Annotated in this window: 20 protein-coding genes and 2 pseudogenes; 11 read left to right on the top strand and 11 right to left on the bottom strand. The window is 40.2% G+C overall.

What is annotated here, in order from left to right; genetic code table 11:
- The 5 genes from AC5JMK_RS01435 to urtE form a co-directional block, all read left to right on the top strand.
- The coding region (locus AC5JMK_RS01435) for a HEAT repeat domain-containing protein (RefSeq protein ID WP_495909212.1) at positions 1 to 1,346 on the top strand (1,346 nt) is incomplete at its 5' end.
- Positions 1,347 to 1,640: 294 nt separating this feature from the next.
- Positions 1,641 to 2,801: an urea ABC transporter permease subunit UrtB gene (gene urtB / locus AC5JMK_RS01430; RefSeq protein WP_096672662.1), complete on the top strand. Its 1,161-nt coding sequence runs from the start codon at positions 1,641 to 1,643 to the stop codon at positions 2,799 to 2,801.
- Positions 2,802 to 2,861: 60 nt separating this feature from the next.
- Entirely contained in the window at positions 2,862 to 3,983 is a 1,122-nt protein-coding gene (urtC, locus tag AC5JMK_RS01425; RefSeq protein WP_495909211.1) for an urea ABC transporter permease subunit UrtC, read from the top strand.
- Complete coding sequence (urtD, locus tag AC5JMK_RS01420; protein ID WP_096672666.1) at positions 3,958 to 4,704, top strand: urea ABC transporter ATP-binding protein UrtD; 747 nt, start codon at positions 3,958 to 3,960, stop codon at positions 4,702 to 4,704. Before urtC ends, urtD begins: the two co-directional genes overlap by 26 nt.
- Positions 4,705 to 4,868: 164 nt before the next feature.
- Entirely contained in the window at positions 4,869 to 5,567 is a 699-nt protein-coding gene (urtE, locus tag AC5JMK_RS01415; RefSeq protein WP_495909210.1) for an urea ABC transporter ATP-binding subunit UrtE, read from the top strand.
- Here the strand turns inward: urtE and AC5JMK_RS01410 are convergent.
- From AC5JMK_RS01410 to AC5JMK_RS01400, 3 genes are read right to left on the bottom strand one after another with little or no spacing between them, the layout of a single operon-like run.
- Complete coding sequence (locus AC5JMK_RS01410) at positions 5,546 to 6,640, bottom strand: AI-2E family transporter (RefSeq protein ID WP_495909209.1); 1,095 nt, start codon at positions 6,638 to 6,640, stop codon at positions 5,546 to 5,548. The two genes, urtE and AC5JMK_RS01410, sit on opposite strands and share 22 nt — an antisense overlap.
- Positions 6,641 to 6,655: 15 nt before the next feature.
- A complete protein-coding gene (locus AC5JMK_RS01405) occupies positions 6,656 to 7,093 on the bottom strand; it encodes an NUDIX hydrolase (protein ID WP_096672674.1) in 438 nt (145 codons plus the stop codon).
- A 35-nt stretch (positions 7,094 to 7,128) separates the two neighbouring features.
- The gene (locus tag AC5JMK_RS01400; protein ID WP_096672676.1) at positions 7,129 to 7,545 is read right to left on the bottom strand and encodes a hypothetical protein; all 417 of its coding nucleotides are present in this window, start codon (positions 7,543 to 7,545) and stop codon (positions 7,129 to 7,131) included.
- A 90-nt stretch (positions 7,546 to 7,635) separates the two neighbouring features.
- Here AC5JMK_RS01400 and folD point away from each other — a divergent pair, with 90 nt between their 5' ends.
- The 3 genes from folD to AC5JMK_RS01385 all read left to right on the top strand — a co-directional run bounded on the left by folD (position 7,636) and on the right by AC5JMK_RS01385 (position 10,278).
- Positions 7,636 to 8,520 carry a bifunctional methylenetetrahydrofolate dehydrogenase/methenyltetrahydrofolate cyclohydrolase FolD gene (gene folD, locus AC5JMK_RS01395; protein ID WP_096672678.1) on the top strand — a complete coding sequence of 295 codons (885 nt, stop codon included), beginning with the start codon at positions 7,636 to 7,638 and terminating at the stop codon, positions 8,518 to 8,520.
- 204 nt (positions 8,521 to 8,724) lie between these two features.
- The gene (crtE, locus tag AC5JMK_RS01390; RefSeq protein WP_096672680.1) at positions 8,725 to 9,651 is read left to right on the top strand and encodes a geranylgeranyl diphosphate synthase CrtE; all 927 of its coding nucleotides are present in this window, start codon (positions 8,725 to 8,727) and stop codon (positions 9,649 to 9,651) included.
- A gap of 168 nt (positions 9,652 to 9,819) precedes the next feature.
- A complete protein-coding gene (locus AC5JMK_RS01385) occupies positions 9,820 to 10,278 on the top strand; it encodes a divergent PAP2 family protein (protein WP_096672682.1) in 459 nt (152 codons plus the stop codon).
- Positions 10,279 to 10,374: 96 nt separating this feature from the next.
- Here AC5JMK_RS01385 and AC5JMK_RS01380 read toward each other — a convergent pair whose 3' ends face one another.
- From AC5JMK_RS01380 to AC5JMK_RS01365, 4 genes are all read right to left on the bottom strand, one after another.
- Positions 10,375 to 11,046, bottom strand: coding sequence for a hypothetical protein (locus tag AC5JMK_RS01380; RefSeq protein ID WP_495909208.1), 672 nt, complete (start codon positions 11,044 to 11,046; stop codon positions 10,375 to 10,377).
- Between the two features lie 107 nt (positions 11,047 to 11,153).
- Entirely contained in the window at positions 11,154 to 11,483 is a 330-nt protein-coding gene (locus AC5JMK_RS01375) for an MgPME-cyclase complex family protein (protein ID WP_495909207.1), read from the bottom strand.
- Between the two features lie 64 nt (positions 11,484 to 11,547).
- A complete protein-coding gene (locus AC5JMK_RS01370; protein WP_495909206.1) occupies positions 11,548 to 12,267 on the bottom strand; it encodes an ester cyclase in 720 nt (239 codons plus the stop codon).
- Between the two features lie 128 nt (positions 12,268 to 12,395).
- Positions 12,396 to 13,118 (bottom strand): pyridoxine 5'-phosphate synthase, encoded by a 723-nt coding sequence (locus AC5JMK_RS01365; RefSeq protein ID WP_495909213.1) that lies wholly within the window; start codon positions 13,116 to 13,118, stop codon positions 12,396 to 12,398.
- A gap of 330 nt (positions 13,119 to 13,448) precedes the next feature.
- Here AC5JMK_RS01365 and AC5JMK_RS01360 point away from each other — a divergent pair, with 330 nt between their 5' ends.
- Together AC5JMK_RS01360 and AC5JMK_RS01355 are read left to right on the top strand one after the other, a co-directional pair.
- Positions 13,449 to 14,921 carry a TldD/PmbA family protein gene (locus tag AC5JMK_RS01360; protein ID WP_096672691.1) on the top strand — a complete coding sequence of 491 codons (1,473 nt, stop codon included), beginning with the start codon at positions 13,449 to 13,451 and terminating at the stop codon, positions 14,919 to 14,921.
- A gap of 192 nt (positions 14,922 to 15,113) precedes the next feature.
- Positions 15,114 to 16,454, top strand: coding sequence for a TldD/PmbA family protein (locus AC5JMK_RS01355; RefSeq protein WP_096672693.1), 1,341 nt, complete (start codon positions 15,114 to 15,116; stop codon positions 16,452 to 16,454).
- 66 nt (positions 16,455 to 16,520) lie between these two features.
- On the opposite strand, the gene AC5JMK_RS01350 is transcribed toward AC5JMK_RS01355, so the two are convergent.
- From AC5JMK_RS01350 to AC5JMK_RS01340, 3 genes and pseudogenes are all read right to left on the bottom strand, one after another.
- A complete protein-coding gene (locus AC5JMK_RS01350) occupies positions 16,521 to 17,324 on the bottom strand; it encodes an SDR family NAD(P)-dependent oxidoreductase (RefSeq protein WP_096672695.1) in 804 nt (267 codons plus the stop codon).
- A gap of 446 nt (positions 17,325 to 17,770) precedes the next feature.
- Positions 17,771 to 18,220 (bottom strand): annotated as a pseudogene (locus AC5JMK_RS01345) (Clp protease N-terminal domain-containing protein); the annotation flags it as partial.
- Positions 18,221 to 18,391: 171 nt separating this feature from the next.
- Positions 18,392 to 18,640, bottom strand: a pseudogene (locus AC5JMK_RS01340) (ArsR/SmtB family transcription factor); the annotation flags it as partial.
- 329 nt (positions 18,641 to 18,969) lie between these two features.
- On the opposite strand from AC5JMK_RS01340, the gene AC5JMK_RS01335 reads away from it, so the two are divergent.
- Positions 18,970 to 20,103 (top strand): DUF7453 family protein, encoded by a 1,134-nt coding sequence (locus AC5JMK_RS01335; protein WP_495909205.1) that lies wholly within the window; start codon positions 18,970 to 18,972, stop codon positions 20,101 to 20,103.
- Here the strand turns inward: AC5JMK_RS01335 and AC5JMK_RS01330 are convergent.
- Positions 20,093 to 21,082 (bottom strand): aspartate carbamoyltransferase catalytic subunit, encoded by a 990-nt coding sequence (locus AC5JMK_RS01330; protein ID WP_495909204.1) that lies wholly within the window; start codon positions 21,080 to 21,082, stop codon positions 20,093 to 20,095. The two genes, AC5JMK_RS01335 and AC5JMK_RS01330, sit on opposite strands and share 11 nt — an antisense overlap.
- Positions 21,083 to 21,242: the final 160 nt, after the last annotated feature.

Below are 21,242 nucleotides of genomic sequence, written 5' to 3'. Positions count from 1 at the left end.
AGGCAGTTGAGGTTTTGAAACTTGCCTTGAACGATGAATATTCTCATGTGCGTTGGAGGGCTGCTGATGCGTTAGGAGAAATCGGCGGTGCAGAGGCAGTTGAGGTTTTGAAACTTGCCTTGAACGATGAATATTCTGATGTGCGTTGGAGGGCTGCTGAAGCGTTAGGAAATATCGCTGATCCTCAACTCATGCCTGAACTGAATAATATTTTGAGAACAAATACAAAAATCAGTTTGCTAGATACAATTGCTGCAATTCAAGAACGTTGCAAGTTCTACAACTATTCCCTTACTCCAACACCTCTCTCACCAGCAACACCCAATTCTATCTGCATGACGACGTATAACATTCTCCACCTCTCCGACTTACACTTTGGCACTTCCGAAAACGCCGACAATTGGTATAACCAACTCGCTGAAGATTTATATCAAGAACTCAATTGTTTCCGTCTCGATGTCCTCATCCTTTCCGGTGACATTGCCAACAAATCAACCCCAGAAGAATACAACGCCGCCAAAGATTTTCTAGACAAATTTAGCGAAGAATTCCAACTGCAACCAGAGCAAATTGTCATCGTTCCCGGCAACCATGATCTTAACTGGGATCTAGCAAAAAAGGCTTATAACTTACATCGACGCGAAGAATATCGGGGCAAACTCAATGAAGCAAACTATATTGATGGTGGTAACTATATTGAAGTTCGAGACGAAGAAAAATATCAACAACGCTTTGCCCACTTCAGCCAATTCTATCAAGACATCAAAAACAAACCCTATCCTTTCGACTACGAACAGCAAGCCATTCTCCACCACTTCCAATCACAAAAGCTGCTCATCCTGGCTTTAAATTCAGCTTGGCAATTGGATCATCATTACAAATCCCGCGCCAGCATCAACGCCCAAGCAATTAACAAAGCCATTACCGATATCCGCAAAAATCCAGAATATCAACACTGTCTGAAAATAGCCGTTTGGCACCATCCCCTCACCAGCGCTTTTGAAGACCGGATCATTGATCATGGTTTTATGGAACAATTAGCAAAAGCAGGCTTCCGCTTCGCCCTCCACGGACACATCCACAAAGCCGAAACCAGCCTCTATAAATATGATATGAGTGCAGGCGGACGCAAACTTGATATCATCTGTGCTGGCACATTTGGCGCACCCATCCGCGAATGGGTTCCCGGTTATCCCCTGCAATACAACCTGCTGAAATTTGCAGATGATCAACTAAAAGTCCACACTCGCCGCCGCGAAGAACTCAACGGTGCTTGGAAACCCGATGCGCGTTGGTTGATGGGCGCAGGGCAAAACCCATTGCCTTATTATGAAATTGCGCTTTGATAAAGGGAACAGGGAACAGGAAGACAATGTGTGTATGCGATCGCTTGCGCGTAGCTTGCTTCCCCGTAGGGGTACGCCGCAAAGCGTCTACAAACTTTTCGCTGCTTCCTCTGCGGTTTATTAATGCACTATTTGAGCTGTGCCACGCCAGTAGGGTGCGTTAGGCGCTTTTATCATGTTTTTCGTGAAAATTGAGATCAAAAAATGCGCCTAACACATCCTACAATGATTTTACTTTTACTTTATTAATAACCTCTAACTGATAACTGAATTTAATAACTTATTGGGGGCAATGTGTTAGCAGGGTTTTTAGATGCCATATTTAATGGTATTAGTATCGGTGCTGTATTGTTAATTGCAGCATTAGGTCTTGCCATTGTATTTGGATTGATGGGTGTCATTAATATGGCACATGGCGAGTTGATGATGTTGGGAGCATACACTACATTTGTGGTGCAAAATGTTAGTAAGCAACTCGGTGGAATCTGGTTTGAGAGTTATATATTTTTTGCTCTGATTTTTGCTTTTTTACTCACAGCAATTGTGGGATTAGTTTTAGAAAGAGGTGTGGTGCGTTATCTCTACAAACGTCCTCTAGAAACTCTGTTAGCAACTTGGGGTGTGAGTTTGATTTTGCAGCAGTTTGTTCGTAGTGTAAATTGGGTTTTGGTAATTGCGATCACTCTGTTTTGTCTATTGTTTTTTGGTGGTTTATGGGTTTTGAATTCTCGCACAAATTTGGGACGGGTTCGTAATTGGATTGTGACAGTAATCTTATTACTTTCTTTAGGGGTGACAATCGCTGTCAGCAATTTTTTAAGCGCTACTTATAAATTAGCAGTGACTCAACCTTGGTTTGGCGCTCAAAATGTCGATGTGACTGCACCTAGTTGGTTACGAGGGGGTATGTCTTTGGGTGGTGTGCAATTACCTTTTGCGAGGTTATTTATTATTGCTTTGACTGTTGTTTGTGTGGTGGGTATTTACCTATTTTTACAACGTTCAAATTGGGGATTAAGAATTCGCGCTGTCACACAAAATCGTAGTATGAGCGCTTGTTTGGGTATCCCGACACAAAAAGTTGATGCGATGACTTTTGCGCTGGGTTCGGGATTGGCTGGTGTGGCTGGGTGTGCAATTAGTTTACTCGGTTCTGTGGGGCCAAATACAGGGCAAAATTATATTATCGATACTTTTATGGTTGTGGTTGTTGGTGGTGTAGGCAACTTGATCGGTAGTATTGTGGCAGCATTGGCGATTGGAACGGTGAACTTTTTGATTGGTTCTGGAACTCTAGCTTTGTTGTTGACTCCTGTTCAACCTTTAGCAGATTTTTTTACATTTTTTGCGACGACAAGTATGGCTAGAGTGATGGTGTTTGCGTTGATTATTGCGTTTTTACAGTGGAAACCTGCTGGTATTTTTCCACAGAAGGGACGTACTGTTGATGTTTGAATAAGGGAACGGGGATTGGGGAAAGGGGAATAGGAAATGGGGATTGGCGATTAAAAGAATATGAAAAGAAATAGAAGAAGATTAATTTTATTTGAAGTGGGGATGGTGGTGGCGATCGCACTCATCCTGATTTTAATTATGCCTGTTGTTTTGTCTAGCTTTCGGCTGAATTTGCTGGGACGATTTTTATCGCTGGCAATTGTGGCTTTAGGTATAGATTTAATTTGGGGTTTTACTGGGTTATTGAGTTTGGGACATGGAATTTTCTTTGGTTTGGGTGGATATGCGATCGCTATGTACCTAAAGCTGCAAGTTCCTCAAGGTGAGTTACCTGAGTTTATGGGACTATATGGAGTGACTGAATTACCTTGGTTTTGGAAACCTTTTTATTCGTTTCCTTTTGCGGTTGTTGCTGTGGTAGTTATCCCCGCAGTCTTAGCAGGAATATTAGGATATTTGGTATTTCGTAATCGCATCAAGGGAGTATATTTTTCGATTTTGACGCAAGCTGCGACAATTGTTTTTTTCAATTTCTTTAATGGTCAACAAAAACTTTTTAATGGTACGAATGGATTAATAGATTTTACAACTTTCTTTGGAGCAACAGTTAGCGATTCCAAAACGCAGTTTATTTTCTATACTCTCACGGTATTGTTTCTAGTTACTACCTATACTCTTTGTCGCTGGTTAACAAGTGGACGTTTTGGCAGGTTACTCATAGCAATTCGTGATGATGAAAGTCGGGTGCGTTTTTCGGGTTACAATCCTACAGAATTTAAAGTGTTGGTTTTTGCTGTTTCGGGAGCAATAGCCGGAATTGCTGGAGCATTTTACACTCTTCAAAGTGGTTCTGTATCACCTAGAGCGATGGATATTGCTTTTTCGATTGAAATGGTAATTTGGGTTGCGGTGGGTGGACGCGCCACGTTAGTAGGAGCAATTTTAGGTACTTTGCTTGTTAATTATGCTCGTGTTTTCTTGAGCGAACAATATTCCGACAACTGGCTATTTTTCCAGGGTGCGCTATTTTTAATAGTTGTTACAGTCCTACCAGATGGCATAGTTGGATGGTTGCGTGATCAAAAAATTTCTTTTTTACAACGTCCTTCTGAAATTGCTACTTATCCCAGTTTAGAACAAGACGCCGAAGTGCAGCATGAACGCCAAAATCTTGGAAACTGAAAACCTCACTGTTACTTTTGATGGGTTTCAGGCATTAAATCAGTTAAACTTTAGCATGGATGTGGGAGAATTACGAGTAGTAATTGGCCCGAATGGTGCTGGTAAAACAACATTTCTCGATGTGATCACAGGTAAAGTCCAACCAACAAAAGGACGAGTTTTATTTAAAGGTAAAAATCTACGTTTTCTTAAAGAACATCAAATTGCACGTTTAGGAATTGGTCGTAAATTCCAAACTCCTCGAATATATCTCAATTTAACACCTCGTGAAAATCTGGAACTTACTAGTAATCGCAATAAGCATGTATTTTCTACTTTGTTGGGAAGTCCTAGTAATGCGGAAAAAAATAGTATGAAAGGATTACTAGAAACAATAGGTTTAACAGATAAGGCGGATATCCCAGCAGGTTTACTTTCTCACGGCGAAAAACAACGTTTAGAAATTGGGATGCTGGTAGCGCAGTCTCCTGATTTATTACTCGTTGATGAACCTGTGGCTGGGTTAACTGATGAAGAAACTTATAATGTCGGAGAATTACTTTTGGCGTTAGCACAGAGTCATTCAATTTTGGTGATTGAACATGATATGGAATTTGTACGCCAAATAGCTAGAAAAGTCACAGTTCTCCATCAAGGTTCGGTGTTGTGTGAAGGTAATATCGAAGCAGTGCAAAATGATCCTCGCGTGATTGAGGTTTATTTGGGACAACAGCAAGATTGATCTTTAAAAGGGAACAGGGAGAATATTTTTGATAGATTCTGTTCATCTTTTACTCTCCCCTGTCGTCGAGTATCAAACACTCATCAGCGAAATACAAATACTTGTTTACAAAAGACGACTCTTAAAGTCCAATGACCAATGACCAATGAACAATAACCAAAATAATGTTGCAAATATCTAATCTTGATGTTTATTACGGCGAAAGTCACATTCTTCGGAATGTAGATTTGAGTGTTCCAGATGGACAAATGGTTTGTCTCATCGGACGCAATGGTGTGGGGAAGACTACTCTCCTCAAAACAATTATGGGGTTACTCAAACCTCGCGGCGGTACAATTACTCTGGCTGAGACTATCATCAATTCCAAATCTCCCGATCAAAGAGCAAAAATGGGAATTGGTTATGTACCCCAAGGACGCGAAATAATACCACGTTTAACGGTAAAAGAAAATCTTTTATTGGGTTTAGAAGCGAGAAGAAAACCAGCGAAAAATCAAGAGATTCCAGAAGATATTTTGACACTATTTCCAGTTTTGAAAACTATGCTTGCGCGTATGGGTGGTGATTTAAGTGGTGGACAACAACAACAATTGGCGATCGCTCGTGCTTTAATGGGACAACCTCAATTACTTTTACTAGATGAACCCACAGAAGGAATTCAACCTTCAATTATTTTAGAAATTGAAGCCGCAGTTCGTCGCATTGTTGCTACCACTGGTATTTCTGTTTTATTAGTAGAACAACACCTACACTTTGTCCGACAAGCTGATTACTATTACGCTATGCAAAAAGGTGGTATTGTCGCTTCTGGTTCTACTCATGAACTTAGTCAGGAAATAATTCAAAGATTTTTAGCTGTCTGAATTTGGGAAGTGTATTTAATATCCTCGTCAGTTGCGGGACTGAATTTTCCCTCACGCCAATTATCACCAACACTTTTGATAAAACTTCCTAAAGGAATCGCAACTAAAAGTCCTAGTAGTCCTCCTAATTTTGCTCCTATTAATAAAGAGATTACTACCCAAACTGGATTTAAACCAGTTAAATTACTCAGAATGCGAGGAGCAACAAAATTGTAGTTAAATTGGTCAATTGCTACTGCTACACTTAAAGCTTCTACTCCTAACCAAAAATTACTTAATGCTACTAAAGAACTTACTATAGTAATACCTACTCCTGTACCAAAAGGAAACAAAGCAAAAAACCCAATTACTAATCCAAAAAGTAAGCTCAAAGGAACTCGTAACGCCAAAAAAGCTAGGGTAATTCCTGATGCTAAGATAGTCGCTAATGTTATTTGTCCAATAAAATAATTTTGAAAGTCTTCTCGTAATGACTGACGCACTTGTAAGCCAATATGAGATGGAAACCACAAAAATATCCCATCCCAAAGACGTTCTCCATTTAAGACTAGATAGAAAGTCAATACTACTGTTAATAAAACATTAACTAAGCTACCAATAGTATCTAAAGCAAAGCTCAATATCCTACCCGTAAAATTTTGAATTTGGTTGGAGATTCTATCGAGAAGTTGGGGGATTAATCCACTTAAATGAAAAGGTAACTGTTCTGTTGTTGCCCAATTTTGCAAAGCTTGTAGTTGTTGTCTTCCAGAATCTATCCATGTGGGCAAAATATTAGCTAATTCGTTGAGTTGTTGGATAATGAGCGGTACTAAAGTAATACCTAAACCTACTAATATGAGTATAGCTAAAAGAAGTACCCCAGATATGGCAAAATTACGTTGCACGCCTCTTCCTTGCACAAATCGAATCGGATAATCCAGAATAAAAGCTAATAAAATAGCCGCAATAACAATGCTTACTAAAGGTTGAAAATAATTAATTACCTGAAGCAATACCCAACCATTTAAGATGAGCAAAGGAAATGCTAAAGCGAAAGTTAACCATCTGGGTAGCTGATTTACAGATTGCATATTAACCACTAACCACTAACCATTCTTATGTCTCATAAAATCTAACAAAATTCGCTGATGCACTGGCCCAAGAGGCCGAATTTCCCCTGCGATTTTGGAATAACATTGTCCTTGGTCAATGTCTTCTAGTGTTACTAAACCCATATCCCAACCTTCGTTAAGAACAAGTTGGTTTAATTCCACCAACAACGGTGCTTGAAAGACGTGACGCACCACAGAATCATCAGCATAGCAGCCAAATTCAGACACTATTGGTGGTAGATTATAGCCAATTTCCTCTAAAACTTCTCGCTTGACAGCTATATCTGGCGTTTCTCCAGACTCAATGTGTCCACCAAATAGTCCCCAGTAACCAGGGTAGAGAATATTGGGGATGTTATCGCGCAGTTGCATCAGAAATTTGTCTTCTTGGTAGAGAATAGCGATCGCTACATGCACTAGTTGCTTACTCATAAATTTTTGATGAGGACAGTGTGACGTTATTATTATTACTTCTCTTCGATATACACTTCCCCATATTCTTTGCCTGCAATCGGAATACTGCGGTAGCGAATTTGACCTTTGATTACTACTTGATCTCCGACTTGCACATTTGTTTGATTGGTAATAGCCCAAATTTTACCAGTCTCGTCCTTTACCAGATAGGCTTGTTTTTTTAACAGGGGAGCAATTTTTTCAACCTTGCCTTGGATGTATACTGTTGTATTACTATCTGGTTGCGATCGCAGTTCTCGAATCGGAGTCACATTTGCACCAATTGCATTGATACCAGAAAAACTGAAATTACTACAACTTATTAATCCTGCCACGAGAAAGTAAGTCAATCCCAAATGGAAAACTGTGAAAGGAAGGTAAAATTTTGGTGCCTGTAGCATAAAAGATACCCTGGGAGAGAATTTTGGCATCAATGGTTGGTTTGTCGCTATTTACAATAAATCAGTTCCGTTACATATCTGAGAAAATAGGTAATGGGTAATTGGTAATTGGTAATAGTGATGGAAACAAACACTGCAAAACTGCTTGATGGTAAAGCCCTAGCAACAAAAATTCAGCAAGAATTATTTGCTACTATTACCAGATTACAACCCCAAATGGGACGACCGCCTGGTTTAGCAGTGCTAATGGTAGGCGATAACCCAGCTTCAGCTGCTTATGTGCGTGGTAAAGAAAAAGCCTGTGCGAAAATTGGTATGTCCTCTTTTGGTAAGCATTTTCCTACACAAACCACTCAAGCTGAACTTGAAGAAGTCATTGACAATCTCAATCAAGATGAACGAGTCGATGGTATTCTCGTACAGTTGCCCCTACCCCCTCATCTAGATGCGATTTCTTTATTACACCAAATAGATCCCAACAAAGATGCTGATGGATTGCACCCAGTAAATATGGGAAAACTAGTGCGGGGTGAACCAGGTTTACGCAGTTGTACGCCAGCTGGAGTAATGCGCCTGTTGCAGGAATATGAAATTTCCTTGCGCTCTCAACAAGCGGTGGTGGTAGGGCGTAGTATCTTGGTGGGTAAACCATTGGCATTGATGCTTTTAGAAGCTGATGCAACGGTGACAATTGCCCATTCGCGATCGCAAGATCTCGCAGCCATAACTAAAAACGCTGATATTTTAATTGCAGCTGTTGGCCGTCCAGAACTAATTACGGCTCAGATGATAAAACCAGGCGCGGTTGTGGTAGATGTGGGGATAAATCGTGTCACTGATCCCAGTGGTAATAGTCGCCTAGTCGGCGATGTCCACTTTGAATCAGTTGCAAATGTGGTAGAGTTCCTCACCCCAGTTCCTGGCGGTGTTGGCCCTATGACTGTCGCCATGTTATTGCAAAATACGGTGGATAGCTATAGCCAACGCTTAAAGAGTAAAGAGTGATTATTGCTCATTGTCATTTGTCCTACCCTGCGGGTAGACACGGAGTGGCTACTTACCAGAAGTCGCTACGCGCCTACCGTAGATAGCCGCTTGCGCGTCTATGTCATTTGTGAAAAACTATTGACCATCGACTATTGACGATTGACCGATGACTCTTTCCCTTAAAATTGTTACTTAAATAACAGAAATTTAAGGAAATTAAGAATGGTAACAACGGATAACCTGAAACTAACTCCAGAAAAAGCCCATTTCGACCTCATTACCTATGTAAAAGAAAGGCAAAAGCTATGTGAAGTAGCTTTGGAACAGGCTATTACCGTGAGTTATCCTGAAAAAATTTATGAAGCAATGCGCTACTCTCTTTTAGCTGGAGGTAAGCGCCTGCGTCCGATTATTTGCCTTGCTACCTGTGAAATGACTGGTGGAAACATCGCCATGGCTATGCCAACTGCGTGTGCGCTAGAGATGATTCATACCATGTCTTTGATTCACGATGATTTGCCAGCCATGGATAACGATGATTATCGTCGCGGTAAACCTACCAATCACAAGGTATACGGCGAAGATATCGCAGTTTTGGCTGGAGACGGCTTGTTAGCTTATTCTTTTGAACATGTAGTAATAAACACCAAAGATGTGCCAGCAGAGCGAGTATTACGAGTAATTGCTATTCTGGGGCGTGCAGTCGGATCTGCTGGTTTGGTGGGTGGTCAGGTACTTGATCTCGAATCAGAAGGAAAATCAGATATTTCTTCCGAAACACTCAATTTTATTCATAACCACAAAACAGGAGCGCTTTTAGAAGCAAGTGTAGTTTGTGGTGGTATTTTGGCAGGGACATCGGAAGACAATATACAAAGGCTCTCTCGATATGCCAAGAATATTGGACTAGCTTTTCAAATTATTGATGACATCTTAGATATCACCTCTACACAAGAACAGCTAGGAAAAAGTGTGGGTAAAGATCAAAAAGCCAAGAAAGTAACTTATCCAAGCCTCTGGGGAATTGAAAAATCTCAAAAACAAGCCCAACAGCTTATTGATTCTGCTTGCACAGAATTAGAACCTTTTGGGAAAGCGGCAGAACCATTAGTGGCACTAGCTCACTTTATCACCAGTCGCAGTCACTAGACAGTTATCAGTTACTGGTTATTGGTTGACTGTAGCCTGCGGCAAACCGCTACGCGTCTACACTGAGTTTCTGCTGCACAGCACTGGGTTAATTGGAGATTTTTGGTTGCATCTATTACTAGCTCACACACAACTGCTGCTCATTGTTATTAACCTGACCAAAATACCATGCAGGATATAGGCAATATTTTAGACAACCGGGTGCTGGTGGTTGCTCTATTCTCTTGTTTGATGGCTCAAGCTTTGAAGCTCATCATTGAAATAATCAAAAATCGGAAATTGAATGTGAGTGTTTTAGTCACAACCGGAGGTATGCCCAGCGCCCATTCAGCTTTAGTTACGGCTTTAGCGGTTGGTGTGGGGCAAACTCATGGCTGGGCATCTGCTGAATTTGCCCTAGCCACAGTTTTTGCGATTATTGTCATGTACGATGCAGCTGGAGTCCGTCAAGCTGCTGGCAAACAAGCCCGCATCCTCAATCAAATGATTGATGAATTGTTTCACGAACACCCAGAATTTACAGGCGATCGCCTCAAGGAATTGCTAGGACACACGCCATTTCAGGTGATAGCTGGCTCGGCATTAGGTATCACCATCTCTTGTTTAGCTAGTTATGCCTATAATTGAAAACTTGTTATTGGTTAATGGTTACTAGTTAGTGGTTATTGACCAATGACCAATGACCAATGACCAATGACCAATGACCAATGACCAATGACCAATTTAATTTGGTGGTATGGTTACTGCCGATCGCAACAGCGTTACCTTACTACTATCAACAATCACTGCAAAAAAACCTCGTTCTGAAAGCTTCTTTAATGTACTGTATGCGTCTTTTTGATTAGTTGTATAAGTCGCTAGCAAGTAATGGCGTTGCCCATAAGCTGCAAAACCCACATCACCCCCCACTGCTTGCTTAACTTGATTTGCCAGTTCTGGACGGTTGAAATAATCTACTAAGACAGCAAAACCACTTCCCAAACGTTGAGGTTGAAAGCTTGGTGTTTGAGTCGGTGCTACTGCTACCTGTGCTGGTCGAGTAGTAATAATAGCCGACAAACCCGCAATGCTATTGACATACCTAGCCCAACGGTTCGCATCATCAATTCTATTAAATCCACCGATCCTAGTCACTGTATCGTTAAGATATCTACAGGTTGTACTCTTAAGCTCAGGCGGTAAGGCGCGACGTAATTGATTTCTACTATCTGTAGTTGGACTGATCACCAATAACACATATTCGCCCGGTTTGGGAGATTGACAAACAGGAATTTTTTGTTCTTGGGCAAAAGCAGTATTCATCACAGCGATCAAGGAGATGAAAGAAGTAACAGAGGCGATCGCTAGAGTCAAACTAATTACTAAAATATTTGGTAAATTATGAAATTTATACATGAATATAGGGGATCAGGGGTCGGGGATCGGGAATAGGGAATAAGGAATAGGGGAATGGCTGGTTTTTGGCTATTTCCAATCCCCAATCCCCTTTCCCCAATCCCCGATCAAGACACAGTGGCAAGAGATGCCAAAGGATCGGCGATACTTTCAGAAGGTGCTTGAAATTCACCTGTGATTACGTATTCTAATCGCAGTTTCAGCCAAGTAATAAATTGGTGATTAGTAGAAATAATTGCTACTGCTGGTTGCGGACATTTTGCCTTAACTTGTGCCATCTGGGGTACTTCCAGAAAAGCAGGTTGCTTCACTACCCAAAAATCTATTTCCTTTTCTTGTTCGTGATAGTGACGGGTACGTTCTCGCAACACTTCTTCCATTGGTTCTTCTTCTAACACAAAGCGTTGACTTGCCAAAACGTAATAGTATGTTTTCATTTTCGTTCTTTGCTAAATAAATTCAAAGTGGGGACATAGTATTATCTACTATGTCCTTGACAAATTATCTCAGCTTTAATCTTTTTAACCACGAGCCAAAAGGACAAGCATTTGCTGGTTGTTGATCATTAGCCTGTTTGTTGCCACTTGTCAGCTTGTTTAAAAATTCGCTATTGTCAAAATAATGCTCAACAGCAAGAATTTTCAAGTCATCTGTAACACGAGCAAGACTCATCCCAACTATCTCCACCGTCTGTCCTGTGGGTGCATAGTCTTTATATGGCCCATTAAATGTTCCCCAATGTCGCCACTTGAATGTAACGTTGGGTGGTCCAGAATAAACCTCCAGTACTTCCCACAAAAATCCTTTTGGAAACGCAGTCCGAAAAAGTTTACCTGAAGATTCAAAGGTTTCCTCAGAAGCTTTATAATTTTCTACATCGCCAATAAATGCATTGTAAGTTCCAGAGGCATATACATCTTGAGCAGTGTAGAGTGAGCCGCCGTTACTACTCATACGAAACTTATCTTGTACAACTGACAACCACTGTTGAGGATTACTTTTAAAAGATACCTCCATCTCAAAGGTTCTCACCAAGTTTTGCACGATCGCTTCTAAAGAACCTTCTAAATGACAGCATTTGCTCTCCTGAGCAAGACCTGCTTTTGATTCGGCATAATCAGGAGGGACACCATAGCGCCATTGAGCATCTTTGCTTTGGGTAATGACTTCATCCCGGTCTTGTACCCAAAGCGGTAGGTCTTGAGATTGTTGTGCGCTCATAGAATTTTTGGTTTCAGATTTTACTTACAGTGTCCGTAATTACCAATAAATTTCTAGATTTCGCAGAGACTTTCCCCAGTTATCAGTGAACAGTTATCAGTTATCAGTTACTTTTTACTGATAACTGTTCACTGATTCCCGCGCATAGCTAATTTCATCTCCCGGACTGCTCTTTCCATACCTACTAACACAGCCCGACTGATGATGGTGTGACCTATGTTCAGTTCTTCCATACCAGGAAGACAAGCAACGGGATAGACATTCCAGTAGGTGAGTCCATGACCAGCGTTGATTCGCAATCCGGCTTTCATCGCCTGTTCGCACCCGCCTGCTAACATATCTAATTCCTGCTTGCGACTTTTTTCGTCTTTAGCTTCAGCATATCGTCCAGTGTGCAGTTCAATGAATTTCGCCTGTACCTTGACAGAAGCTTCAATTTGTGCATGCTCGGCATCAATAAACAAACTCACTGGAATAGCAGCGCTTTGTAGTTTATCAACAACCTCTCCAATTCTAGCAATTTGACCTGCAATATCTAATCCACCTTCTGTGGTCACTTCTTCTCGTCGTTCGGGGACTAAAGTCACATAATCTGGTTTGATATCGAGGGCGATCGCTACCATTTCATCTGTAGCAGCCATTTCTAAATTTAAATGTGTTCTGAGCGTCTGTCGCAATAAACGCACATCCCGTTCTTGGATGTGTCGTCTGTCTTCTCGCAGATGGGCTGTAATACCATCTGCACCACCTAATTCTGCCAGTACCGCCCCTGCGATTGGGTCTGGTTCCACCGTCCGTCGCGCTTGTCGGATAGTGGCGATATGATCAATATTTACGCCGAGTGTAGGCAACCCTAGTCTCTCCCTATGCACTGAAATAGAATCTGTTTTTTGGGCGTTGCTGAATCTACCTTGGACATTGCATGGCGATCGCTCGAATTTATACTTCAATTATGCAACGCCACTATTTCTATTGTCGCACGATGTGATTATTTTGATGGATTTTCTGCTTTAGGAATTGTAAAAAACTAGTGGAATTAGTGCGATCGCGCACAAGCACTAAAGTGGGCAAGCTACTATTTAAGAAGCTAGTACAGATGATTCCCAAAAGTCATCTGTGAGAGTCAACACACCAGCATACATAGTCAAACCTCCGAACCAGCCAGCACTAAGAGAATATTCATGCTAACAAATACCCTACTTCTGTCCCAACAACTCCCCACTCTGCAATACACCTCGACTACAGAACGATTCGATGAAACCTGGGAAGCTCCCCTAGCTACCCTCTTGGGACTAGGACGCGCTGCTGGCGCTGATTTTATCGAATTTTTCTTAGAGCGTGTTAACTACATAAGTTGTCTTGCAGAAGAAGATACCATCACCAGCATTACACCACGTCTTTCCACTGGTGCAGGAGTTAGAGTATTTAAAGGACATGCAGACTGCTATGTCAGCACTAATGACATATCTTTTGCAGGTTTGAAAGCAGCTTTAGAAAAAGGGCTTTCTATTCTAGGATTGCAGCTACCTGCTCCCAATGCTTTAATCCCCGAAATCAACCTAGAACTACTCAGAGACTACGCCACCAAAAGAGCTAAAGATAGCTGGTTATCTCTGTGTAGTTCCATCCGAGAAATGGGAGAAATTCTGCTTGATGGTACAGCCCAACTCCAGCGTAAAGCTAACCATATCCAATCCCGTCGTGCTACCTACTTCCGTGATTGGCAAGAAGTCCTAGTTGCTGCTAGTGATGGCACTTTTGCTCGCGACATTCGCCTCACTCAATCTGTAGGATTTAATCTCCTATGTGCAGATGGTGCTAATCGTACTTCTATTGGTGAACGTGCTGGTAATACCAGTGATCCTAACTTCCTCAAAACCTGGGATTATCAAGAATCAGCAGAACATATCTCTGAATCCGCGCTTAAAATGCTCTACGCAGATTACGTCGAATCAGGTACTTATCCGATCATCATGGCTAATCACTTTGGTGGCGTAATCTTCCACGAAGCTTGTGGACACTTGCTGGAAACCACCCAAATAGAACGCAAAACATCTCCCTTCGCCGATAAAAAGGGTGAAAAAATTGCCCACGAAAGTCTAACCGCTTTGGATGAAGGGCGTACCGAACAAGCCTTCGGTACAATTGACATGGATGATGAAGGTATGCCAGCCCAAAAAACACTATTAATTGAAAAAGGCATTCTCAAGAACTTTTTAGCAGATCGAGCTGGTTCCTGGCGCACCGGACACCCCAGAACAGGTAGCGGACGCCGCCAGAGTTTTACCTTTGCAGCTGCTAGCCGGATGCGTAACACTTATATTGCACCTGGAGAATACACAACCGAAGATTTATTTGCCTCCGTTGATAAAGGCATTTACTGTAAAAAAATGGGTGGTGGTAGTGTTGGTGCTACAGGTCAATTTAACTTTGGTGTAGACGAAGCTTATTTAATTGAAAACGGCAAAATTACCAAGCCACTAAAAGGAGCGATCTTAATTGGTGAAGCTAAGGAAATTATGAATAAAATTTCCATGTGTTCCCAAGATTTATCTTTAGCACCTGGTTTTTGTGGCTCCATCAGTGGGAGTATTTACACCACAGTTGGACAACCTCATATCAAAGTTGATTCAATTACCGTTGGTGGACGCTAAAGAATTTTGGATTTTAGATTTTGGATTTTGGATTGTGAATGAGCAACAGTTTAAAACTAGAACTAAACAACTTGCATTAAGAGTGATTAATTTAGTTGAAGCAAGCAAACACGTTCTTCTAGCCAAAATCTAAATATCTAATATCCAAAATGAACTTTCTACAAACTCAAAATCTAAAATCTAAAATTGACTATGCCCAATATCAGTGAAATTGCAAATTATGCCAAGGACAGTGCAAATAAACTTGGCATCAAAAAATTCGATATCTATGGCTCAAGTGCAGATGCAACCAGTGTACAAGTTGATCAAGGTGAGCCTAAGCAAGTTAAAGCTTCAAATCTTTCTGGTGTCACTGTTCGAGTTTGGAATGACGAAAATACAATGGGTGTCACCAGCACCACAGATGTAGATCCCAAAGGATTAGAATTGGCTTTAAAAACAGCCTATGAAGCTAGTTTCTTTGGTGTCAAAGAAAACGTGCCAGATTTTAGTCCAGAAGCTACTATTAAGATTGCCACTCCAAAAAAAGAAAAATCACCACAAGCACCAGTTTCTCAATTAATAGAAACTTTGTTGACGGCTGAAAAAGAAGTTTTGGCTGCTCATTCGGCAATTCAAGGAGTACCTTATAACAATTTAGCTCAAAGAGATATTGATAGATTCTATCTCAATAGTGATGGTGCTATCAGAACTGAATCTCACTCTTTAGCATCTATTTATCTCTACAGCAAAACAGAGGAAGATGGTAAAAAACCTCGCAGTGCTGGTGCTTTTAGAGTTGAACGCAGTTTAGAAAGTTTAGATATTAATGGTTGCATTCAAGAAACAACACAGAAGACTATTAGCCACTTGAACTATGAAAAAGTCAAGTCTGGCAAGTATACAGTGGTTTTTTCGCCGGATGCTTTTTTAAGTCTTTTGAGTGCTTTTTCTAATTTATTTAATGCCCAAAATATTCTCGATAAGCAAAGTTTATCTACTCCTGATGATTTAGGCAAACAAATAGCATCTCCTCTGCTTTCTGTGTATGATGATGCTTTGCATCCTGCTAATGTTGGCGCAGAAAGTTTTGATGGCGAAGGAACTCCGACTCGCCAAATTTCATTGATTGAAAATGGTGTTTTAGCTGGTTTTATACATAGTGCAGGTACTGCCAAAAGGATGAATGCTAAACCCACAGGAAATGCTAACATTGGTGCAAAAGTCACCGTCAGTCCTAACTTTTATCATGTTTTTGCTGCTGCACCAGGTGAACAAGAATTGAGCTTGGAAACTGCTGAAAATGTAATTCTTATTGATGATTTACAAGCTCTCCATGCAGGTGTAAAATCATTACAAGGTTCGTTTTCTCTACCTTTTGATGGTTGGATTGTCAACAAAGGTGTGAAGACGAGTATTGAATCAGCGACTGTTGCTGGTGATTTTCTCCAAGTTCTTAAATCTATTCTTTTTGTGGAAAAAGAACCAGAGTTGACTCCTGGAGGAGTTTGTCCAAAAATTTGGGTTGATGGACTTTCAATTACGGGAGAATAACAAGATATGAATTATGAATTATGAATCATACACAAAATTCATAATTCATAACTTATAACTTATAATCTATTTCACTTCCTGCATACTTCTAACTATTTTTGTGACTTGCTCTCTTGGCGCAAGTTTGACGATTTCAACTAATAGCTTATTTTTCACACCTGGAATCACAAGAGTTTTGTTTGCGAATAACCCACTGTAGCCAAGTTGAGCTACAGTTTGAGCATCCATCATTTTTTTACCCTTAACTAGTTTAGAGTCTGCCATGCCTGTTCTTTCATGAAAAGCAGATGCTGTAGGGCCTGGACAAAGAACAGTCACAGTCACACCTGTACCTTCTAATTCGTTGGCGATCGCTTCCGAAAATGACAATACATAAGCTTTGGTAGCAAAATAAACTGCCATTAAAGGTCCTGGTTGAAACGCAGCAGTTGAGGATACGTTTAATATTTTACCTCTGCCTTGTTTAACCATTTCTTTGAGAAATAATTTCGTTAAATGGGTGAGACACACCACATTTACTTGCATCATTTCCAATTCTGTAGTTAGATCAATTTCGTGGAATAATCCATAAGTACCAAATCCAGCATTATTTACTAGCACATCAATTTTAATATGTGAGTTTTGCACCTCAGTAAAAATTTCTTCTGGAGATGTTGATTTAGATAAGTCTTTGACAATAGGTTTTATTGCTATACCATATTTTTTAGGAAATTCTTCTGCGATCTCAGCTAGTTTTTCTGCCCACCTATCTACTAACACGAGATTATAATTATCAGAAGCAAAAAGACATGCTAATTGATAACCAATTCCACTACATGCGCCAGTAATCAGAGCAGTTTGTTGGCTTTGAGCTTGGTGTGTTGTATTCATAAATCTAAAAGTATAGATTCCTCAACTAGTTTTGCTTTGATAGTTTACGAAGAAATCTTAACCATCAATATTCAAGTCTAAGATTGAGGAATCGAAGACAAATGAAATTGAGAATTCAGAGGAAGTCAAACTAAATTTGTCACAGTCAGTAGCGCCTATACAATAACTTATGATTTGACTTTCCTATGAGATGTACGATGCTTTTAAGAAGCTCCACATATTAATTATATTGTCAATATAAAAAAAGCTAATTTATATTTCATGTGACTTTAGTCATATTGAATCTTGAAGTTTAGTACTAAATTCCAACATTAATAAATATCTCCAAAATAAATGTATTTTGGAGTACAAATAAATATTTTTTAGTTGTATCAACAACTATATTATTTGTGTTTGAAGAAATTTATTATCAATTAGGCAAATTTTGAATTATGTCTGAATTACGTCAGAGATCTCCGTATACGTTGTTCTAAAGAAATTAAATCTACCCCAAGATTTTGCAATACTCTTATTGCTACTCCTCCTCCTTCACGGAGAATACCTAATAGTAAATGTTCTGTACCAATGTAATTTACGCCAAGTTGTTGCGACTGTTCCACTGCTAATTCTAATACTCGCTTGGCTCTGGGTGTAAAAGGAACATCTACAGCTGTATTTCCTAAACCTCTCCCGATAATTTTTTCAACCTCAATTTGAGCATTTTCTAAGTTCACATCTACGGAGGTGAGAAACTGGGATGCAATACCACTACCTTCACCAATTAATCCCAGTAAAATTTGTTCTGTTCCAACAAAATTATGTCCCAAGCGACGAGATTCACCTTGAGCAATTCTAATCGCTATAATCGCTTTTTGAGTGAATCTTTCATAACCTCTGAGGTGAAATCTACCTGACATAAAACCGAAGAGTTTTTCAAATATAGATTCAAAAAATCTTTCCAACATAAACCCTTCCTGAATTGATGTATTATTGACTGCATTAGGAATGCGATCGCTAGAAACACCAGAAACATTCCCAAAAAATTCTCGTCTTGTTCTCCCTGTCGATAAAAAAGTCAATAAATCTTCCATAGTCTCAGCATTCGCTGAGTACCACAGAAATTGTTTGTCTTTACGACTATTAACTAAACCCTCAATCCGCAGTTTCTCCAAATGATGAGATAGGGTCGAGTTGGGAATTTTCAGCTTTTCCTGAATTTCCCCCACAGTCATTCCATCTGGATAAGCTGCAAACAGCAACCGCATTATTTCCAAGCGTGGTTCCGACCCCAGTGCAGCAAAGATATCTGCATACCGAGCCGTTTCTTCTTTAGTCATATTTCCAGAATAATCGAAATAATCTAAATGTCAACATTAATATTTTGAAGGAACTAAAGTTGATAAGTAGAACAGGTTAAATAATTAAAGGCTCGTAGTGAGAACTTTAGTTCTCAAAAAAGGACTAAAGTCCTTACTACAAACTGAATCCTAGTCTTTTTACATTACTTAATATAGTTTGGCTTTTTCAAGTCGTTCTACTTAAGTGATATTACTGAAGAAATTTGTAGAATCATTAATTAATTTGTATATCCTTGCTATTTTATACCAGTACTCTTAGTATCATATTTCACAATAATGCTACTTGGGCTTTTTAGGACAAGACGATTATGGCTACTATCAAACAGTTTTTAACAGCAACAGCAATTAGTTTTTCTATCAGCTTGCTTGCTATAGGTGAAGCTACAGCTTTCACTTTCACGAAAATTGCTGATACCAAAGATGGTTTTACTACACTTGGGTCTAATCCTGCAATCAATAATGATGGGACTATAGTTTTCTCAGCCAATTTAGAAAGTACAAGTAGTACCATTTTGATTGGAAATGGTGAAACAACCTCCACCATCACCGACGCTAGTGGGATATTTAGTTTGTTTGGGAATAAACCTGCAATGAACGATTCAGGTATTATAGCTTTTGATGCCAATATTGATACGATAGGTAGTGGTATTTTTACTGTGAATCACGGAATCACAACTACCATAGCCGAAAGCAGCCAGCCTAGAGGAGCCTTTGGTTCTCCTGTCATCAATAACAAAGCTGCTGTTGCATTCTCATCTGAGATCGAGAATGGCCGTGGTATCTTCATGAATATTGATGGAGCAACAACTGTTGTTGTTGATACCAGTGGTTCTTACAGTGACTTTGATGGATATGCAATTAATGATGCAAATACCATTGCCTTTTCAGCTAGGCTAGATACGGGAGAACGTGGTATTTTTACAATCACCTCAGATGGAGTAACCATCCCTATAGCTGATACAACTAGTACTAGTAAGTTTAGTTTTGTTTTTCCTCCAGCTATCAATAATCCAGGAACCGTAGCATTTAAGGGAGTCTTAAAAAAGGAAGACGGCGAAGGTATATTTATAGTTAACAACGGCACAATAACTAATATTGCCGACAACAGCAAAGACTTTAAATTTTTCGAGAATCCTGCAATCAATGATGTTGGAACAGTAGCATTTAAAGGTGTCCTTAAAGACGGTGGCTTGGGTATTTTTACTGGAGCAGATCCAGTCGCTGATAAGGTGATTGTTGCAGGTGATACTTTGTTTGGCTCGACAGTAAAAGCTATTTATTTTTCCAATAAGGGATTAAATAACAGCAATCAAATTGTTTTCTATGCAATACTTGCTGATGGTACTGGTGGTATTTTCCGCGCTGATCCGGAGTCAGAGGCTCCCAGTACTGGGGTTCCTTCAGGTAATTGTAAGACTAAGCATGAAAACCTTATCCCCTAGTAGTTCCAATCAAATACAACAGCGCCATCCGCACAGCAACACCGCTTGTAACTTGTGTTTGAATCAAACTAAATTCTGGATCATCCATTAAATCTGAGCTAATTTCGACACCACGGTTGACTGGGCCTGGATGCAAAACTTTGACATTGGGTTTGCACAGTTGCAGCTTTGAGCGTGTAATCCCAAACATTTGGTGATATTCTCGCAAAGAAGGCAGCAAATGTGCAGTCATCCGTTCCTTCTGTAAGCGTAGTGTCATCACAAAATCAGCCTCTTTGAGGGCTGGTTCTAATTGCCAATGTACAAACAGCCTACCTGGTCTATCTTTGCCGAAATCTGCAAATAATTTTGGTAATAAAGTCGGTGGTGCTGCTAAATGTAATTCTGCACCACTGGCGGTGATACTCCAAATATTCGATCGCGCGACACGTGAATGCAGAATATCCCCAACAATAGCAATCTTTTTATCCTTGAGAAGTTCTAGGCGGGGAGAATCTGGATCAAGCAGAGTACAGATTGTAAATAAATCTAACAGACCTTGGGAAGGATGCTCATGTTGACCATCACCAGCATTAAGGACACTAACTTTGACACCGAGACGATCCATTTCCTGAGCGATCGCATTTGGAACTCCTGCTTCCTTATGGCGAATGACCATAATATCAGTTCCCATCGCCAAATAAGTTTTGGCTGTATCTAGAATCGTCTCTCCTTTAGTCATCGAAGAAGAGGCTGAGGCAAAGTTAAGTGTATCTGCGGAAAGGCGTTTGGCAGCAAGTTCAAAACTGCTACGAGTACGAGTTGAAGGCTCAAAAAATAAATTTGCTACCACATGTCCCTGCAAAGTTGGTACTTTCTTTGTCCGCCTTGATAATACCTCCTGAAAACTGGCGGCTGTTTGCAGTACGGTATCGTATTCAGCTGAGGTGAAATCAGCTAGAGAAAGAACGTGGTGACGAGTCCAATCAGTAGTAGGCATAGATTTTAAAGGGGAAAGGGGATTGGAGAAAGGGGACAGGGGAGACAATTTATCAGTTATCAGTTATCAGTTATCAGTTATCAGTTATCAGTTATCAGTTATCAGTTATCAGTTATCAGTTATCAGTTATCAGTTATCAGTTATCAGTTATCAGTTATCA

The organism is Pelatocladus sp. (assembly GCF_059505505.1).
Note: the sequence above shows the minus strand (reverse complement) of the source record. Positions and strands in the feature narration are given on the sequence as shown.

Excerpts from the sequence above, each read along its gene's own strand:
- folD (WP_096672678.1), top strand. The coding sequence starts at position 7,636 with ATGGAAACAAACACTGCAAAACTGCTTGATGGTAAAGCCCTAGCAACA.
- AC5JMK_RS01350 (WP_096672695.1), bottom strand. The coding sequence starts at position 17,324 with ATGAATACAACACACCAAGCTCAAAGCCAACAAACTGCTCTGATTACT.
- AC5JMK_RS01385 (WP_096672682.1), top strand. The coding sequence starts at position 9,820 with ATGCAGGATATAGGCAATATTTTAGACAACCGGGTGCTGGTGGTTGCT.
- AC5JMK_RS01380 (WP_495909208.1), bottom strand. The coding sequence starts at position 11,046 with ATGTATAAATTTCATAATTTACCAAATATTTTAGTAATTAGTTTGACT.
- urtC (WP_495909211.1), top strand. The coding sequence starts at position 2,862 with ATGAAAAGAAATAGAAGAAGATTAATTTTATTTGAAGTGGGGATGGTG.
- AC5JMK_RS01410 (WP_495909209.1), bottom strand. The coding sequence starts at position 6,640 with ATGCAATCTGTAAATCAGCTACCCAGATGGTTAACTTTCGCTTTAGCA.
- AC5JMK_RS01370 (WP_495909206.1), bottom strand. The coding sequence starts at position 12,267 with ATGAGCGCACAACAATCTCAAGACCTACCGCTTTGGGTACAAGACCGG.
- AC5JMK_RS01375 (WP_495909207.1), bottom strand. The coding sequence starts at position 11,483 with ATGAAAACATACTATTACGTTTTGGCAAGTCAACGCTTTGTGTTAGAA.
- AC5JMK_RS01405 (WP_096672674.1), bottom strand. The coding sequence starts at position 7,093 with ATGAGTAAGCAACTAGTGCATGTAGCGATCGCTATTCTCTACCAAGAA.
- AC5JMK_RS01355 (WP_096672693.1), top strand. The coding sequence starts at position 15,114 with ATGCCCAATATCAGTGAAATTGCAAATTATGCCAAGGACAGTGCAAAT.
- crtE (WP_096672680.1), top strand. The coding sequence starts at position 8,725 with ATGGTAACAACGGATAACCTGAAACTAACTCCAGAAAAAGCCCATTTC.
- AC5JMK_RS01400 (WP_096672676.1), bottom strand. The coding sequence starts at position 7,545 with ATGCCAAAATTCTCTCCCAGGGTATCTTTTATGCTACAGGCACCAAAA.
- urtE (WP_495909210.1), top strand. The coding sequence starts at position 4,869 with ATGTTGCAAATATCTAATCTTGATGTTTATTACGGCGAAAGTCACATT.
- AC5JMK_RS01335 (WP_495909205.1), top strand. The coding sequence starts at position 18,970 with ATGGCTACTATCAAACAGTTTTTAACAGCAACAGCAATTAGTTTTTCT.
- AC5JMK_RS01330 (WP_495909204.1), bottom strand. The coding sequence starts at position 21,082 with ATGCCTACTACTGATTGGACTCGTCACCACGTTCTTTCTCTAGCTGAT.
- urtD (WP_096672666.1), top strand. The coding sequence starts at position 3,958 with ATGAACGCCAAAATCTTGGAAACTGAAAACCTCACTGTTACTTTTGAT.
- AC5JMK_RS01360 (WP_096672691.1), top strand. The coding sequence starts at position 13,449 with ATGCTAACAAATACCCTACTTCTGTCCCAACAACTCCCCACTCTGCAA.